Below are 17,781 nucleotides of genomic sequence, written 5' to 3'. Positions count from 1 at the left end.
TTCGGGAACAGTTGTCGTCGAGTCGAATAGATGGATACCGTAGCCGTTGGGTCCAAAGGAAGCATAGGCGACCTGCCCGCCGGCACCGAGCGAGGGCTGAAACGCCCCGCCGGTTACGTTGGAGAGAGCCTCCGGCTCGCCGCCTGCGATGTGAAAACGATAGAGGTTGTAGATTCCCGTCCGGTCCGAGACGTAATAGACCCAAAGTCCGTCGGGCGAATAGAGCGCATCGCGCTCGTCGGCATCGGAGGCGAGCAGCGGATGCAACCGGCCGGTCGCCAGATCGTACTGCATCAGGTCGCGCGCCGCGAGGTCTGCCATCGCGAAGACGATCCGCCGGCCGTCGGGGGCGAAGCGGGGTCGAAAAACCTGCCGTCCATCATCGAAGGCAGTCAACTTGCGATGGACAACATCGCGGGAGACGTCCTTGCCGGAGAGCGATTCCGGCAATTCGATCAGCGCCAGATTGAGCGAGCCGTCGCTATTGTGCACCGCCACCAGCCGCCTGCCGTCCGGCGAAAAGGCCGGTGAAGCGAGCCGCGCATCACGGGTAAGCCGGATTTCCTTCTTCTTATCCACATCCCAGAGGTAGAGGTCATCGAAGTGCGATCCCTGCCTATTGGGTCCGTCCTGCCGCGCATAGACCAGATATTTTCCGTCGGGCGACCAGCCGAACGGCCCCGACGCCGGCGCTTCAGATGGTGTAAACTTGCCGCTCGCGAGGTCGTAGAATACAATGCGTCCTTGCGACAGGAAGTCCTTCCCCTGGTTCGAGACGAAGGCCAGCCGCTTGCCGTCGGGTGAGAAAGCCGGATAGAGGTTGCCCGAACCTTCATCGCGAACGACCCGGCCTTCGACAAGATTATCGCGAATAATCGCCGTCCGGCTGCGGTAGTCATCGGTAATGGACTTCTTCCACGCGGCGTAGAGTTGCCTCTCGCTGATGCCGAGCGCCTTGCGGCTGGCGCGGTCGAAGTCCCACACTCCGGGCGACCGAAGCGCCGCAGCGAGCCGCCCCGGGGCGTCGTCGCCGTAGTTTTCGGCGATGAACCGGGTCAGCGCATAGCCCTGGCAATAGACCAGTTCCGAGCCGAGCGTCGGCTTACCGAAGACGTCCATCTCCTCACTTGAAAGAAGCGTTCCTGCGAGCGCCCGCACCCGGATCATCATATCGCGGTGGGTGTCCCAATAGTCGTGGCCAAGACCGCGCGCCTGATACTGGGCAGTGCCTTCGGCGAGCCACATAGGGACGACGGTCATCGCAACTGGCCACGAGCCGAGTCGATTGGGGTAGCCGTAGAGCACATCGGGGCGGCGTTCATCCTCATAGTCGAGGTACTGGAAATAGACTCCCGGCAGCCACCGCGGGCCCTTTCGCGACGCCCCCAACTGGATCATATGGGTGAATTCGTGCGTAACGACGTCGTAGAGCCAGTGGTGCGTCCCGCGCAGTTCGAAATCGAGCGGCGTTGCCCAGATGACGATCTTGTTGTCGTAGTAATAGGCGCCGCCGTTGGAGTAGTCGTCGTGATCGCGGACGATCCAGTGCACTTTGGTGTCGGGACGATAGTCATAGAGGGTCGTGATCGGCTCATAAACCTCTTCCGCGATGCCGGCCAGGACGCGCGCCGTCCGCTCGGCGCCATCGTGAAAGTGGACGACGTGGTGCTCGGTCTCAAGCGTCCGCCAGACCAGTTCGGGGTGGTTGAACTGCTCGAACTGGGCGAAGGCTTGTTTGCCGCAATCTATTGCGGCGAGCAAGGCGAAGCCGATGATCTTGATTATATGGTGATTCACTTTAGTTTTGCCGCAATTCATTGCGGCTTACTTTAACCCTTCATTCTTCAATTCCAGCGACAGCGGATTATTTTGTATGTATTCCCTGATTTTGAAAATGGCTTTTTCGCTTCGAACTATGTGCTCATAGAAGTTGGCTCTCCAAGCAAAATGAACTCCATCTTTGCGATTCATTTCGAAAGAGACTTTCGATTTAAACTGGCGAATATACAAGCCCAACGGCTTATTCGACTTGTCTTCTCTTCCCAATGCTCCGTCGTCTATTATGAAGCAGATGAAATGAATATGATCAGGCATAAGAACCCACTCGTCCAAAACGAATTCAGAGTGACGTCGATGAATCTCCTCAAAGGTGCTTACAACCAACTCCTTCAAATCCTCAAATAGGAGAGGGTAATACTGCTCTTTTCTAAGGTCAAAACGAATAGTCACAAAATATCCACCCAGACTGCGGTAATCATAGCCGGGCAGTCGCAGGGGTTTGTGTCTTCTTTTAGTGTCTGTCAATCTGGATGATGTCCAATGCTTATCTTGATTGGGCCGCAATAAATTGCGGCAAACAATTCACTTCTTCACCGCGATCTTCACCACCCGCCGCTCCGAGCGCCCGCCGGCAGTCGCTTCGACTACCGCCAGATAGCCGCCTCGCGCCACACCCGTTACGTCCCATACCACCTCATTGGGCAGTCCGGCCTGCCCCGGCCCGTAGAGCGTCTTCACCCGGTCGCCGGCGATGTCGTAGATGTCGATCTTCACCGATGCCGGGAAGTTCAAGTAATAGCGAATCGCGGTCATATCGACTGCTGGATTGGGCCAGTTGTAGCACTGCCCGTCCGGGATTAGCGGGCTGCCGGGCGCGGCGACGAAGGCGCGGGCCGGTTCCCAGATGGCGTTGCGATTCTGCTTGTCGCGATACTGCTGGCTCCACCATGGATGCAGTCCCCGACCGGGCAATTCGATCACCTCAACGCCATCTGAGCGGTTGATGACGACCTCGATCGCCTCGTCATCATCAAGTTGAGTGTAGATATAATCGCCATACCAGTATGACGACTCGCCTAACGCCACAGGCAGGCCTGCGGCTTTGGTGCCGCGCGACGAAAAGCCGAATAGCGAACGACTTGCCGGCGCTTGAGGAATCGACTCCGCTGACCGTAGTCCTCCGGTGAAGAATATCTCGCGAGTTCCGCGAATGTCATCTTTATATATCCCAAATCCCTGGGGCGAGCCCGTCACATTCATTCTACCGTTTGATTTCCACGGCGAATCGATCTTTAGCCCCATGGTCCCGTTAATGTTGAGGGTCAGGAATGAGCCCTCGTCATAGATCAGAAGTTCATATCGCCCGTCGCCATCTGCATCGAGTGAGCCAATAATATTACTATAGAATTCTTCAAAGAGACTGGGAGAGGTGATACTCTCGATTTCCAAAGCCTCGCCCGTTCTTAGTCCAACCTGCCGTATAATATTGATACCGCGATATGAAAACACAATATCCTGCCAGCCGTCAGCGTCAAGATCGACAAGTTGCGGATTGCCGAAATAGATGTTGTCAAATTCCCTGTCAAGCAACTCTCCCGCACTGGAGAACTCGGTTATCCTGCTTCCTTGAGTGCCCAAGTAATTCATGATAAGCAAAACCGTATCCGATTCGGCTGTTCCCAATAGGAAAATGCCCTTAATGCTACCCCAGGCGTAGCGCACAGAGAGCAGCGACTGAAGGTTGCTGTCAAATATCTGGAACACAGTATTGTGGCTGTTACCCTGCACGTAAATGTCATATACACTAAACAGCTTGGGATCCGTCTTACTTCCGCCAATTAATGTCCTACCCCAGAAGTCTGGGAAATCGACGAATGTCTCATCCAGGACTTGCAATTGATGGCCATTCGGCGAAGACATCAAGCCGGTGAGTTGCCATATCCCATCATCTCGCATCAGATACGTGAAGACATCATCCATTCCGTCGCCGTTGAGGTCACCTACGGACGGCTTGCTGAGCGCGACTTCGGCGAAGTTTCTTCGGTCAATGAAGCGCTGAATGATTGTCCCATCTCCGTCAAGAAAGAATATGGTATCGGTGAGGCTGAAATAAACGATCTCATCGTCGGGATCGGCGTCGAAGTTTCCCGTTGCAGTATAAGAATAACGCCTTTCGGAAAAATGTGGCTTGGGCGCCAGAAAGGGGAAACCCGGTTGCTTGAAATCCAGATTGAACCTGAATCCCATCACCTCCCCGCGCCGCGAAAAACTATCGACTGCGATGTGCGTGAAGGCACCCGCATTCGACCGGCTGTCGGGGTAGGTGTTGTCGCCGAACATGACCGGACGTCCGTCATTGGCATCGCGGTGATACTGGTTGTCGCCATACCAGGCGTCGGCGAAGATGCCGTAATCGGTGCCCCAGCCGGGGGTCAGAAAGGGGTAGTTTTGACCCAAATCCTGCGCGCCGTCGGCCTCCTCAAGATCGAGGCCTTTCGGACTCTTCAGGCTGTTGAACCGGCCTTCGGAGATAAGCGATGCAAGGCCCAGGTCGAGGTGCCAGATCAGGATCCCCGCCCCCGGCGTGTCGAACTCGAGGTTGTCGATATGGGTCACCGCCCGCAGCGGCTCGCCGGGGGGATAGTCGGGATGCCGCGAGATGCCGTAGTCGTTGCGATACCAGAGCATCCTGCGCCCGTCACGGTCGTAGCCGACAGCCATCGTATCGGTCCCGTTCACCGTCCGGCTGCGACATTCGAGCACGAATGACTCGGTTGCAGTGATCGGTATGTGGTAAGCCTTCGGGACGACCGGATCTTCGGGACTCCGGTCGAACGGCCCAAACCGCGATTCGATCTGCCAGCCGCCGGGTGATGGCTCGTTCAGCGTCAGCCAGCCCTTGTAGGAAGCCGACCAGGCATCGACCGGTCCGGGAATGCACCCCCAGAAATTGCCGAATCCACGATCCATAAGGCTCCACTTGCCGACTACCGGGTTGCCGTCATCGCGGTCGTAGAGCGCCGGAAGGCCGAGCCAGTGCCCGATCAGCAGGCAGACCACTCCCGCCATTCCGATCTGGACGCCGTCGTGGGACTCCGTTTCGGGGAGGATGAGGCCGCTGCTGACAAACCGCGCCCCGTCATCGACCGGGATGCCGTTGGGAAGGTTTAACTGCCGCCGGAAGTCTTCGCGCACCATCCAGGCCGAAGGAATGTCGTGCGGCGTCAGACGAAACCCGAGGTCGAACTCGAGGCCCGCTCCGGCATGAAAGACGATCACCAGGTCATAGTTAGCCCACAACAGAGCCGGATCGCGGTCGGCGGTGATCACAGCATCTCGAAACAACTCCGCCAGACCCCGGTCGAGTTGGTCGTCGCCAGAGTTCCAATTATACTGCCACATCTGCCGTGGCAGGCGGTAGGCGGCACGTTCACCGGCGGGATAGACATCCCAGTCAAGTTCGACCGCGCCGTTCGACATCCGGCGGAAGTAGTCCTGCGCAAAGCGCAACTGGTCGGCAAAGTAGAGCGAATCGTGGGGGAACGGGTCGAGGAGGATATCCTCGTCCGGCGGAAAGGCCGCGTAGAGCGAATGCGACCTCGATAGGGCGAAGGTCCCGTCGCCGGTGGTCGTCGCGAGTGTGTCGGGGACGAACTCGACCCGCAGCGCCAGCACCCGCATCGGCGCATCGCGGCGGGGTGCAGCCTCGACCGGGAACCGCTCCGGCAGCCGCGGCAGACGGGGCGAATACTGTGGCTCCGCAACAGCCATTTGCGCCGCAAGGAACGTTGCCAGCGCACCGCAGAATAATCTCACGCGGAGACGCAAAGTAGGTACCGAGGATACCGCAGGCATCATTGTGCCCGAAGCAACAGGGCAGAATCGTCCTGCGAACGATTCGCCCCTACGCGTATTCGCGAGCATGATGCGGACTCATGAGCAATGAGCCTTAAGCCTTGAGCCTTAAGCCCTGAGCCCACTACAGCCCAATCGTCAGCGAGAGCCGCATCGTATCGGTCAGCGGATGTCCCTTGCCGGCCGAGATGTAACTGAAGTCGAAGCGGTAGGTCGAGACCTTGAACGATGCGCCATAGGTGAGCGGCTTCACCTTGCCGATCTCGTCGTTCCAGTAACCGAACCGGAGCGCCACCAAATCGGAATACCAGTATTCGAGGCCCACATTGTAAGTCATGTCGATGAAGACCGGCTCATCCGTCCAGGCGGTGTAGAGGGCAATGAAAAACGGGTCGGTCGTGCCGTCGGGATGCTTGCGGACGAGCAACTTGTTCATATCGTAGGCGAGGGTCAACTTATTGTAACCGTCGTTGACCAGTTCCCACGCAAAGCCGAACTTCAGGTTGGTCGGGATCGGATCGGCCTGGGCGCGGTCGATATAAGCCATCTTCGGCCCCAGATTCGAGAGGTTGGCGCCGAGATTCAGGTTGCGGTTCAGGAGCGGATCGACCGTCTTGTAAAGCACACCGAGATCGACGGCGAAGTTGGTGGCGGTCCCCGATCCGCGCTCCTGGCCGGTGCCCCGGTCAGCGAGATGGCTGTAGATGAACTTGGTGTTGATTCCGAGCGCCAGGTCGTCGGTTACGGTGGCTCCGTAGGAGCCGCTTATCGCCGTCTCATAGGTGCTGAACGTGCCGAGGTCGGTGTTCAATTCGTCGCGCCGCTCGGTCTCGCCAAGGTTGAGAAAGACGACGTTGAGGCCAAAGGTCCCCCAGTCCTCGACATTGTTGACATACGAGACGAAGTCGTAGTAGAGGTCTGAGAGGCGAAAAGTCGGGAGCCAATTGACGTGCATCAGGGTCAACTCCCGCCGGTTCTGCCAGGCGAGCCCGGCCGGGTTCCAGAAGGTCGCGGTGGCGTCGTCGGCGACGGCGACGAAAGCCTCCCCCATCCCGCCCGCACGAGCGCCGGGAGAGATGAGCAGGAAGATTACCGTAGCCTCGGCTACTCCGGCTATAGCCGGTGCCAGCGGCGAAAGTGCCATCAGAGCGCCGATCGTCAGCGCTACCCACTGCTTCAAGAGTTGTTGCTTCCTCAATGACTATCCCTTAAATCCTTGATTCCTTAAACCTTTAATTCCTATCGGATGAACGCAATCCGGCCCATTCCTTCGGCCGAGCCGCCGTCCGGGCCGTAAGCGATCACTTTGTAGAGATAGACGCCGTTACCGGCTTCTCTTCCGGCTTGATCGCGGCCATCCCAAATCGTTCCGGTAACCTGTCCCGGTCCCGCGCGACCACCATCGAACTTCCTGATCATACGGCCGGCGACGGTAAATATCCTGATCTCGTATCGGTCTGCAGGCTCGCTCAAGACGAACGTCAGGTCGGTCGTCCGGTTGAACGGATTAGGCCAGTTAAGCACCCTATCGACTCGCAGCCCGCCGCTTCCAGCGATGATATCGACATCGACCGTATGCACGCCAAGGTTGTTGAAGGCATCCCAGGCTTCGATCTCGAATCGGCGCAGACCGGGACTAAGCGGCCCGATGCGGCGCTCAAGACTGCCCGATTGATAACTGTCGAGTTCATAGCGAAACGCGGTCGTCAAATCTTGCTGTGTCCCGCCGTCGATGCGCAGGTTGATGCCATGCCCCATAGCGCCGGTCAGGTTGAGGCCTGACGAGTCGCTCACCTCGACGATCAGGAGCGGTTCGGGACCGACCCGGTCGCCCGGCCGGTAGTTGCGATGGTCGAAAAAGACCCGTATTTCAGGCGGCTCGGAGTCGTTATCTTCGGCGACGTCCCGTGCATAGGCAAGCGAGTCTCGCGCGATGACGCCGTCCACCTCCCCGTCGTAATAGTAAGCCACTGCCCGGCCATACGATCCGCCGAGGGTCACATCCCGCGGCGGCACAAAGCCGGCCGCGAACCGCCCGCCGCCAACGCTGAGAAAGCCGCGATAGACCGCCACTCCCGGAAGGAGATAGTTGAGGGTCGCGTAAGGTTGGCCGTCCAGCATTATAGTATAACGACGCTGGACTGCTGCGTCGCGCAAGATAAAGTAGAGTTCCCCGGTGAATGACGGATCGAGCCTGCCGTCGCGGCCAAATACTTCGCCAGCAACCGATGACCGCGCGAGCGGCCTAAGCGGATAGGGCGTCAGAGTGGTGAAATTGCCTCTCCGTTTCGGCGTTGCCAGCGCCAATGTCGGATCGCCGAGCAAGTGATACGACGCGCTGTTGTTGCCGCGCCATTGATACTTACCCAGCCATAGCGCTTCGCCCGGAGTCAGTGAATCGGCGCGGAACAGATTCAAGAAAAAGTTAAGCGCCAGATTCCGGTTCGACCCGGCATAAGTGAGCCGCGTCGAGGCAATCGCCATAATGGCGCCTCTGCCCGGCGCCGCCAGCAATTGCTCGGGAAACGACTGCGACGCCGGGTCGTCCCAATAAGCCCAATCGCAGGTGAAGGCAATGTAGAGCGCCTGCCGCCTCGAAGGCTCGATTTGCGGAAAGTCGCGCGACTGGACAAAGACGTGCTCGTGTGCCCAGAGCGTTGGGTTGCCGTGCCCCATATAATTGACGAGCAGCGTCCCACGATTGATGCTGTTGACCAGATCGATCCCCGACTGCGGCTTTTCGCGACCCCATTGCCGGGCATATTCGGTGAGGTAGATCTTCACCTTATCCATCGTCGGCGGCAGATAACTATTACTGATCAGTTCGGTGTCGCGCACGTGGTCGGTTTCGCCGTTCCACGATTCGCCAAACTCATCGTCGGCTACCATTGTCGCCCGGTTGCGCCAGTCGCCGAACTCTGGCTCTTCGTCATAAGCGACAATCTTGGCGATCATGGCTGACAGTTCATAAGCCGACTGTGCCGTCAGCCGGCCCGAAATCATCTCGGGCAGCGGATCGCGCACGCCGTCCTGCGAACGGGGGGTAAAGTCGCTGAACCAGTCGTCGCTGCAGAGATCTCCCAACTCGAATGGCGGCAGCAGATCGTCCTGACGGGGGCGATCGAGGTCGCGATAGTTGTAGTCTCCGTCTCCGCAGTAGATCACATAGCGCGGCGGGGTGGCCCAAAAGTCTTTGGCATAGTGAAGCATGTTCCGGATTGCGGCCGGGTCCTTAAGACCGCCCGAGAACCGATTGTATAGCTCGCTGGCCCGCATTCGGACGGCCCGCAGCGGCGGATCGCGCCGGGTCAGATGCTCCACCAGCGGCGGCAGCAGGTCGTAGTAGGCGTCCGGCGTTACCAGTATCACATCGGCCCGGTTCGCCCGCGACCAGGGGTCGGCAATGTCTGCCGGCGGCGGGAAGTATGCTTCGAACCGGGTCGGCGGCGAACGGAAGGACGACCGCGTCGTCAGGAGCAGACGCCCTGCAGAACCGGTCTGCAAAATCGTTACTGCCGTGCGCCGAACCTGCCGGACATTCGCGTGGTCGGTAACATCGAAAAACCAGGGATCGGCCAGTCCCGTCGAGCGATACTCGACGGCGCCGACGGTAGAGGTTAGATCGAAGAACCGGTGCCGGTCAAGTTGGCCGAAGTAGGTCAGATCGACCCAGTCAATCATCGACTCGCCCGAGCCGGGCGCATGGCTGAAAGCGATGCTGTTGCCACCTTCCCTTAGTGCTTCCGGTGGGGCTGGAAAACTCCAGGTGCCAAACGACGAGTAAGCCTCAGGTGTGAATCCTCCGAGGGAAGTGCCATTCAGCGTCACCGTCACCCGGTGCAGACCGCTGAAAGTCGGCAGGACGACCCGTCCGAAAACGGTAGCCGGCTGACTTAGGTCGATTCCAGCCGCGTGGGCTGTCAGGCTGTAGCGGCCTCCACTCGGCAGCATGTAGGCATACCACTCCCGCCCGCTCCCCCTAAAGTCGCGGATGCCGAAGATGAACTTCTCCGGCTCGATGTGCACCCGTGTCCGTCCGGTGGTTTCGCTCCGCACCGGTAGCAGTTCGACGCCCAATCCTTCCATACGCTTTCCGCCGCCGGAGGGATCTACGACCAGGAAGTAAACATTGCGCACGGTATAGTGGTTCAGATCGAAGCGCAAGCCGCGCGAGGTGTCAGGCACCCAGCCGCCGGCACCCTTGCCATAGAAAAGAACCTCATCCCCGGGACCGAAACGCCCGTCACCCCTATCATCAACGAAGATCGCGCATTCGCTCAGACCTAACGGCGCCGTCGCCGTCGGGTCGAGCGGCAGTTCTCCGCCGCCGTTACCATAGACCTTGATCGAACCCGAAGCGACGCCACCGTCCGGCAGTTGGACGCCGCCCCGCTTCAGTTCCTCAAAGGAAAGGCGGTAGATGCTCTCTTCGTCGATCTCGAAGCGGTAGATATCCCCTTGCGGCCAGGATGGATCAGTGAAGTTCGAGGTGATCGCACGGCCCCATCCGGCGGCGTTTTCGAGATTTAGAAGCGCGAGGCGGTGCAAGTTGTTGATCCGTGCCGGCGGCAAGACAACAGGCGGCGGCGGTGCGTTATAGTCAACTCTAACGGTCATCCGGCGGGCGACTTCAAATGACCCGCTGCCCATCACAGCCGGCCGCAGCGGCACGCGCAGATAGGTGATTCCGAGCAGCGACCTAAGTTCAGTCTCACCAACCGGTTCCGGCAACCGAAACGGCGTGGGTTGGGCACCCACGCGAGCCGGTTCGACCGCCAATTGCCCGTCATAGCGCGAACCGCTCTCGCGGCTGACGAGCCGGACCCGGGGGCGCGATCCCGGAGGCACGGCGACGTTCAGCGTCACGACCGGTTCGTTGGGCAGGCCTGGCTGACGCTCGATGTCGCCTCCGGCAAGAAGCAGGACCAGCCCGCCGTCCCGGTCGGAACCTACCGAAGCCACTTCGAAGGCGCACTCGATCACCACTCCGCGGTCGTCGGATGCGACGACTCGTGAAGACGCCGGAGATACTCCAACGCCCCCCAGCAGCGCCACAAGTGTCAGATATGTCAAGTGTTGTAGGCGCACGTTCAGACCGGGTTGTTCCCACAAAAAAATCCGGGCCGATGCCCGGACTGGATAGAGTTAGGGGTCATCTGGGAAAAGCCGCAACGAGCCAGATTAAAAACCCCTAACGAACGGTATAGGAACCAGTCTCCCTTGCAGTGTGAACGAAGGCGCGCGGTGAAAAAGCCACCGCCGTCCATAAGTTAAAGTTAGCAGCCGCTCGCCGCGATGTCAAGCCCTCAGAAGGACTCAGCCTCGTCGATCAGCATATTAGGGATGCCGTCTTCGATACGGTAAATGAGCCGGCAGTGCTGACAGGTGAGGGTCTCCTTGCCGCCGTCGTAGTCGAGGTCGCCCTTGCACTTGGGGCAGGCGAGGATATCGAGTAGATCCTGACTTAGGGGCATTGCTTGGTGATCGCTTTGGATTTATAGGTTATACGTTTGGAATCGAACATTACGATGTCATCGTCGCCGGCGAAAGGTTCAAGTCGTCGCAGAGAGTGACTCCAGGATTCGTCGGAAGTCAACCGGCAGCGCCACCGGCTTACCCTCGCGACCGACGAAGCAGTGCGCCGTCCGGCCGGAGGCAATGGCATCCGGTTCGCCTTCCCGTGCGATCCGGTAGTCGAACTCGAGACGGCTCCGGCCCCAGTCGAGCGGCCGGGCGGTAACCAGCAGCAAGTCGTCATAATAAGCCGGGCGATGGTAACGGACGGTCGCTTCGACGGCTACCAGAGTCAGCCCGTCGTCCTCCAGTTCCTTATAGGGACGGTAGCAGTTGCGCACCCAATCCGACCGCGCCCACTCGAAGAGTTCAAGGTAGTGAACATGGTAGAGCAGCCCCATGCGGTCCACTTGGCTGTAACGCACCCGGACCCGAACCGGTTCCCCCCAAACTACTCCTCGATCCAACGACCCATCCGCCGGAATTTCTCAATCCGTCTATCGATAAGTTCAGCCGAAGGCAGCGGCTCAAGTTCACCGAGCGCTGTTGAGACGGCCTCCGCGACGGACGACGCCGTCGCCGCCGGGTCATTGTGCGCTCCGCCGAGCGGCTCGGGGATAACCGAGTCGATCAAGCCATTCTCAAGCAGGTCGGATGAGGTCAACTTGAGCGCTTCGGCTGCAAGTTGGGCTTTCGAGGCATCCCGGTAGAGGATCGAAGCGCAACCCTCGGGGCTGATGACCGAGTAGATGGAATATTGCAGCATCAGGACGCGGTCGGCGACGCCAAGCGCTAACGCGCCGCCGGAACCGCCTTCGCCGATCACCACCGCGACGATGGGGCGCTCCAGTTGCGCCATTTCGTAAAGGTTTTCGGCGATGGCTTGAGCCTGGCCGCGCTCTTCGGCGCCGAGCCCGGGATAGGCGCCGGGAGTATCGATGAGCGTGACTACTGGCAACCCGAATCGGGCGGCGGTCTTCATAACGCGAAGGGCTTTGCGATAGCCCTCCGGATGCGGCATTCCGAAGTTGCGCAACAGGTTATCGCGGGTGCCGCGTCCCTTCTGATGCCCGATAATTGCTGCCGAGCGGCCGTCCCATCGCCCAAAGCCGGCGACGATTGAGGGATCGTCCCGAAACCGGCGGTCGCCTTGAAGTTCGACGAAATCCTGCACAATCGCCTTGATGTAGTCGAGGGCATAAGGCCGGTGCGGATGGCGCGCCAGTTGGACGCACTGCCACCGGGTCAGGCGGGAGTAGATCTCCTCGCGCAACTTTCCGGCTTTGGCACGAAGCCGCTTCAGTTCGCCGTCGATGCCGATCTGTCCGCTGCGCGCAAGCATCTCGAGTTCGTCTATCTTGGCTTGAAGTTCCTGAATCGGCTTCTCGAAGTCGAGGATAAACCGGTTCATATCACCTTCCGGTCAGGAGCGATGCGACTTTTCGGACGATGCCGGCCGGACGGCGCGGCGCAAGGTGGTGCGCCGTCAACTGCGGCAGGGGGAGCGATGTCGAGGTCAGGGCTTCGGATGTGATGACCTTGAAATTGACCTGATAGCGGGCGTCGAGCGCACCGACCATGGCAACTATTCGGTTGTAGTCCGTCTGGTCGGGCGCGAAGATGATCTCCTCGATCCCCTCCTGACGAGAAATGCGAGCCAGATCGTAGGAAGCGCCGAGAACCGGCAGGCTGTCGATGATCGAGCCGGTCGCTTCCCCGTCGGGATCGATGAACCCGGCGCACAGGTAAGGCGCATCGGAGTCCCTCACCAGCCGGGAGGCAACCTCGCGACCGACCCGCCCGCAGCCGACGACGAGCGCCTTGCGGCGAAAGAACCTCCGCCAGAGGCCGCTGCGCAGAAACCGGTGCAGAAGCAACCGCCAAAGCCCAATATACGAACCGCCGACCACCAGTCCAAAGAGCGTTACGAAGCGCGAGTAGGCATACTGAGGGAAAAAGAAGGTGAAGGAACTGTTGATGAAGAAGCCGAGCAGGACACCCTGCGCCAGCGGCGTGGCTTCACCGCGACGCCGGCGGTAGCCTCCGAAAGCGGCGATGCAGAGCACCGTCGTCAGCGATTGGATGAGGAGCGAAAAGGCCACCGGCGGGGTGAGATTGACGATTCCCCACCGGACATAGCGGGCCAGGAGCAAGACGCCGAACAGCCCGCTCCAATCGAGCAACGGCCAGATTAGAAGCCCGGACAACCTGCTTACTCGAGCGATGATCTCGGCGATGCGGATGCCGAGCGCGAGCCAGATTCGCGTCACTGCCGGATAGCGCCCGTGAAAGTGCTTGGCAACGAAGAGTTGCATCGCACCGTAGAAAGCCCGGTCGCGGTCGAAATCGCTGCGCCGGGTGGACTCGCCGCGAAAGTGAATGATCCGCGCAACCGGCGCATAATGCACTTTCCAGCCCGCCCGGGCAATGCGATACGACCAGTCTATGTCTTCCCCATACATAAAGTAGTCTTCGTCGAATCCGCCAGTCGCAGCATAAGCCTCCCGCCGGACAAACATCGCCGATCCGGCGAGCGCATCGATGCGAGCCGGCTGGTCGGGGTCAAGGTAGAGCAGTTCGTATCTGCCGAATAGACGGCTGCGGGGAAAGAGCGCCGATAGGCCGGCCAGTTTGCAGAACGCCACCCAGGGCGTCGGCAAACCCCGCTTGGAGGAGCGATCGAACCGGCCATAGCGGTCGAGTATTTTTGGTCCCGCGGCACCGACCTCAGGATGTCGATCCAGATAGTCGATCATCGCAGTGAGCGTATCCTCAGAGAGCAGGGTATCGGGGTTGAGGATTAATAAATACCTGCCTGAAGCCAACTGCAAGGCTTGATTGTTGGCACGGCCAAAGCCGAGGTTGGAGTCGTTGACGAGCAGTTGAACCGAGGGGAAGTGATCGCGGATATAGACTGCCGAGTCGTCCCGGGAGGCGTTATCGACGACGAAGACTTCGACCGTGAGGCCGCTCGATGCTGCATAGAGCGACCGCAGGCACTGCTCAAGAAACGGCCGCACATTGTAATTGACGATGACGACCGAGAGGTCAATCGATCGGCTGCCAGCCACTCCGCTTCCTGAGTTGGAACCGACGAACAAAGCCCTTCAGTCCCAGTTTTCCGACCAGAATCATCGCCTCGCGGACAATTGCCTTCGACATTTTTGACTTGCCGACGGTGCGATCGACAAAGGTGATCGGAACTTCGCGAATGCGGAAGCCGCCCGTCCAGGCGCGCCACTTCATCTCGACTTGAAAGCCATAGCCGCTGGTGCGGATGCCGCTCAGATCGAGCGCGGCGAGCAGTTCACGCCGGTAGCATTTGTAGCCGCTGGTGGCGTCGCGCACCGGCAGGCCGGTTACAATCCGGGTGTAGAGCGAAGCAAAATACGAGAGGAGCAGCCTCGAGAGCGGCCAGTTGACGACGTTGACGCCGTTGATGTAACGCGATCCTATCACCAGATGCGCCTCCTGAGCCGCGGTCAGGAAGCGGGGAATTTCATCCGGATCGTGCGATAGGTCGGCGTCCATTTCGAAGATATAGCGGTAGCCATTCTCGAGGGCAAACCGAAAGCCGGCGATGTAAGCCGTGCCAAGCCCTAATTTGCCGGGCCGTCGCAGCAATTTCAGGCGCGGCTCAGTTCCCATCATCTCTGCCACCATATCGCCGGTGCCGTCCGGGGAGTTGTCATCGACGATCAGAATGTCAAGGTCAGCGGGCTGCGCCAGCGTCCGCCGCAGCACTTCCGGGATGTTCTCGCGTTCGTTGTAGGTCGGTATGATGACAAGCACTCGTCCGGGAATCTCCGGCCGCGGATCCGGTGTCGAAGATGAAGGCATCAGAATACCCCCTTCAGAGCGCCCTGCGCTTCCTGTTCGCGGTAGAGACGGAGCGAATCCTCCGCCGTGCGAAAGGTGAGAAAAAGTTCCTCCTCGGCCTTCTGAGTCATCAATCCCGATCGGAGCGGACGCTTGGCCGGTTGAGCGAGCGACTCGGTAGTGATGGGATGAATGAGCGATTCGTCGAGGCCAAAGACGCGCGCTGCAGTGAGAGCAAACTCATAGCGCGTCGAAAAACCTGCCCCACCAACATGGTAGAGGCCGCTCTTCTGCAGCAGGATGATCCGGTCTATGGCGGCGGCGAGGTCATCGGCGATGGTTGTGTTGCCCCATTGGTCATCGACGATCTTGACCGGGCGCCCGGCGCGCAGTTCGCCCAGGAGCCAGGTGATGAAACTCGCCCGGGCGTCGCGTCCGTAGCCATAGAGAACGATGGTCCGGACGATGGTCCACTCGCCGGAGTTGCCGCGGATGACGTTCTCACCGGCCAGTTTCGACTTGCCGTAATAACTTACGGGATTGGGTCGGGCTTCTTCATCGTAGGGCCCGGCGCGACCGTCGAAGACATAGTCGGTGGAAATGTAGATGATCCGCGCCCCGACCAGACGGCCGGCGAGGGCGACGTTCTCGGTCGCATAGACGTTGCTGCGCCAGCACTCTTCACGGCGCGTTTCGCAGGCATCGACGTTGGTCATCGCGGCGGTATGGACGATGACCGCTGGTGCGATAGCCTTCACTTCCGCGATGGTCTGTTTGCGGTCGGTTACATCAAGTTGCAGGTAGTGGCAGGGAACTTCCTCGACCGGCGGAGCCGGCGCGAGGTCGCAGCCGGTCAAGGCATAGAGATCACCCGACAGGGTCGTCAGCAATTTCTGGCCGAGCATCCCTGCCGAGCCGGTGATTAAGACCTTCATCCGGCCGGCTTGGGCAGTTTGGCTCCGTTCGCAATGAAGGACTGAAGTCGTTCGTGAATTGCCGGATCGGTCAGACTAAAGATGCGCGCGCATAAGACGGCGGCATTGACGGCTCCGGCTTTGCCGACGGCGAGCGTTGCCACCGGGACGCCGGCCGGCATCTGCACCGTTGCCAGGAGGGCGTCGAGGCCGTCGGAGATACCTCCCGGCAACGGGACGCCGATCACCGGCAGGTCGGAGTGAGCCGCGACGACTCCGGCCAGATGCGCGGCCATTCCCGCCGCGCAAACGACGGCTCCATAGCCATTGCTGCGCGCCTGCGCTGCCAACTTCGCCGTCTGATCCGGGTTGCGGTGCGCGGACGAGACGACAAACTCAACGGTGATGCCGAAGTAGTCGAAATATTCCTGCCCCGCCTGCATCAGCGGAAGGTCATTTGGAGATCCGGTCAGGACGAGGACCCGTGGTGCGGCCATATTCCTATCTGTCAAAGTCTTCCCTCTCTCACATTGCGTCCATACTTGGTGTAGATTTCTGTATCGTCTGGAAACGGAGATTGTCAAGCTGAGCGAAGCGAAGCATCCCGTCCGGACGAGACCCTTCACTTCGTTCAGGGTGACGCCATGCCTTACACCCCTTAAAATCGCGTAGCGGACGACGGCTACCTGGGCTCAAAGGTCCGGGCGATGGCGTCGAGTTGCCACAGGAAGGGCATCTTCGGCTCGCCCGGCGCAAAGACGGCGCCGTCGATAATATAATACCGATTCCGGCTCGAATCGGCTATGGCATAACTGAAGAACGGGCCTCCGCCGGTCGGATCGACCGTCGCCCAAAGCCCCCGAATGAGAATGGCGTCTCGATTGCCAAGCCGGGATCGGTCGGCACGCATTCGCTCTTCATACTGAACGACGGGATCAAGGAAGGTGTTCCCGATCGTCCGCCGGCGGTCGAAGACGAAGAGCGGCGTCAATAGCGTAAGGGAATCCAAGTCGCCCCAGGCGACCGTGAGCCAGCGGTCGGGATAGTGCCGCAGGAGCCGGACGAATTGGAGCGAGTCGTTCTCTTCGGCGAGGAGATAGTCGTGCTGAATGCGGAGGCGAAAGCCGTAGCGCCGCTCGAGTTCCGCGGCGAGGGCGGTCTGTTCACCGCGGCGGAAGAGCGATCTAGTCGTCCGGCGCATCTCGAAGTCGTAAGCCCAGCGGTAGAGTGAGTCGCACCATGCGCCCGCCCGGTCGCCTAATTCGCGGCGGGAGCGGCCGACCAGCATCAGGAGGAGTTGGTCGCGAGCCCAGGGGTCTTCGCGTCGGAAGACAAGGTAATCGCCTGCCGCGACTCCCTCTGCGACAGAACCGGTGAGCATCTTGCGCACCATTTCAGCAGTTGGACCTTCGCCATCGGTCGTCGCAGCCATCAACAGGATCGGGGAGCGGCTGCGGTCGCCGATCCGTCCGGCATCGATCCACTCGATCCGAAAGTGAGGCTCGCCCTGAGGGGTCTCGATCTCCCGCCCGAAGGTTCGCTCGACCGCCCCTCGAATTACCGGCCGGTCGAACTCGTCAGCCACTACCACCAGGCCGCCCGGCTCGCCCGATGAATAGGGCTTGGTCGAGCAGCCGAAATGTAGAATGCTGAATGCTGAATGAAGAATGAAAAATGTAGAACGAAAAGCACGAAGCGAGTAAGGAAAATCGTGGAAATTCCTCCGCACCATGCATTCTGCATTCTGCATTCTACATTTTACGTTCTTCATTCTACGTTCTGCATTCTTAGTGTTTATCCGTAAATAACGCCTACTTTTCTGTAGGCAATGATGGCGCAAGCCAATTGCGCTAGGGCCACATAGCTTGCTGTTCTCTTCTCATAGCGAACCAACAGCTTT

Annotated in this window: 13 protein-coding genes; all 13 read right to left on the bottom strand. The window is 59.7% G+C overall.

Going from position 1 to position 17,781, the window contains the following annotated elements; all coding sequences use genetic code 11:
• Positions 1 to 1,818 (bottom strand): biopolymer transporter Tol (locus tag FJY67_06955; protein MBM3329194.1); only part of this gene is annotated, 1,818 nt, incomplete at its 3' end.
• A gap of 6 nt (positions 1,819 to 1,824) precedes the next feature.
• Positions 1,825 to 2,361: a hypothetical protein gene (locus tag FJY67_06950; protein ID MBM3329193.1), complete on the bottom strand. Its 537-nt coding sequence runs from the start codon at positions 2,359 to 2,361 to the stop codon at positions 1,825 to 1,827.
• On the bottom strand, positions 2,362 to 5,595 hold the full coding sequence (locus FJY67_06945; GenBank protein ID MBM3329192.1) for a hypothetical protein: 3,234 nt from the start codon (positions 5,593 to 5,595) through the stop codon (positions 2,362 to 2,364).
• 163 nt (positions 5,596 to 5,758) lie between these two features.
• Positions 5,759 to 6,778 carry a UPF0164 family protein gene (locus FJY67_06940; GenBank protein MBM3329191.1) on the bottom strand — a complete coding sequence of 340 codons (1,020 nt, stop codon included), beginning with the start codon at positions 6,776 to 6,778 and terminating at the stop codon, positions 5,759 to 5,761.
• A gap of 95 nt (positions 6,779 to 6,873) precedes the next feature.
• On the bottom strand, positions 6,874 to 10,722 hold the full coding sequence (porU, locus tag FJY67_06935) for a type IX secretion system sortase PorU (GenBank protein MBM3329190.1): 3,849 nt from the start codon (positions 10,720 to 10,722) through the stop codon (positions 6,874 to 6,876).
• 218 nt (positions 10,723 to 10,940) lie between these two features.
• Positions 10,941 to 11,108, bottom strand: a complete 168-nt coding sequence (locus tag FJY67_06930) for a Trm112 family protein (GenBank protein MBM3329189.1) — start codon at positions 11,106 to 11,108, stop codon at positions 10,941 to 10,943.
• 78 nt (positions 11,109 to 11,186) lie between these two features.
• Positions 11,187 to 11,615, bottom strand: coding sequence for an acyl-CoA thioesterase (locus tag FJY67_06925; GenBank protein ID MBM3329188.1), 429 nt, complete (start codon positions 11,613 to 11,615; stop codon positions 11,187 to 11,189).
• Positions 11,600 to 12,559, bottom strand: a complete 960-nt coding sequence (locus FJY67_06920) for an acetyl-CoA carboxylase carboxyltransferase subunit alpha (GenBank protein ID MBM3329187.1) — start codon at positions 12,557 to 12,559, stop codon at positions 11,600 to 11,602. Before FJY67_06920 ends, FJY67_06925 begins: the two co-directional genes overlap by 16 nt.
• A gap of 1 nt (position 12,560) precedes the next feature.
• On the bottom strand, positions 12,561 to 14,249 hold the full coding sequence (locus tag FJY67_06915) for a glycosyltransferase (GenBank protein ID MBM3329186.1): 1,689 nt from the start codon (positions 14,247 to 14,249) through the stop codon (positions 12,561 to 12,563).
• Positions 14,197 to 14,988 (bottom strand): polyprenol monophosphomannose synthase, encoded by a 792-nt coding sequence (locus tag FJY67_06910; GenBank protein MBM3329185.1) that lies wholly within the window; start codon positions 14,986 to 14,988, stop codon positions 14,197 to 14,199. The genes FJY67_06915 and FJY67_06910 overlap by 53 nt, the downstream gene beginning before the upstream one ends.
• A complete protein-coding gene (gene rfbD / locus FJY67_06905) occupies positions 14,988 to 15,902 on the bottom strand; it encodes a dTDP-4-dehydrorhamnose reductase (GenBank protein MBM3329184.1) in 915 nt (304 codons plus the stop codon). The genes FJY67_06910 and rfbD overlap by 1 nt, the downstream gene beginning before the upstream one ends.
• Positions 15,899 to 16,378, bottom strand: coding sequence for a 5-(carboxyamino)imidazole ribonucleotide mutase (purE, locus tag FJY67_06900; GenBank protein ID MBM3329183.1), 480 nt, complete (start codon positions 16,376 to 16,378; stop codon positions 15,899 to 15,901). Before purE ends, rfbD begins: the two co-directional genes overlap by 4 nt.
• A 185-nt stretch (positions 16,379 to 16,563) precedes the next feature.
• Positions 16,564 to 17,652: a DUF4837 family protein gene (locus FJY67_06895; GenBank protein MBM3329182.1), complete on the bottom strand. Its 1,089-nt coding sequence runs from the start codon at positions 17,650 to 17,652 to the stop codon at positions 16,564 to 16,566.
• Positions 17,653 to 17,781: the final 129 nt, after the last annotated feature.

The organism is Calditrichota bacterium, from assembly GCA_016867835.1.
In the GTDB taxonomy this organism is placed as follows: Bacteria; Electryoneota; AABM5-125-24; order Hatepunaeales; family Hatepunaeaceae; genus VGIQ01.
This window is presented reverse-complemented; position numbering and strand designations above follow the sequence as displayed.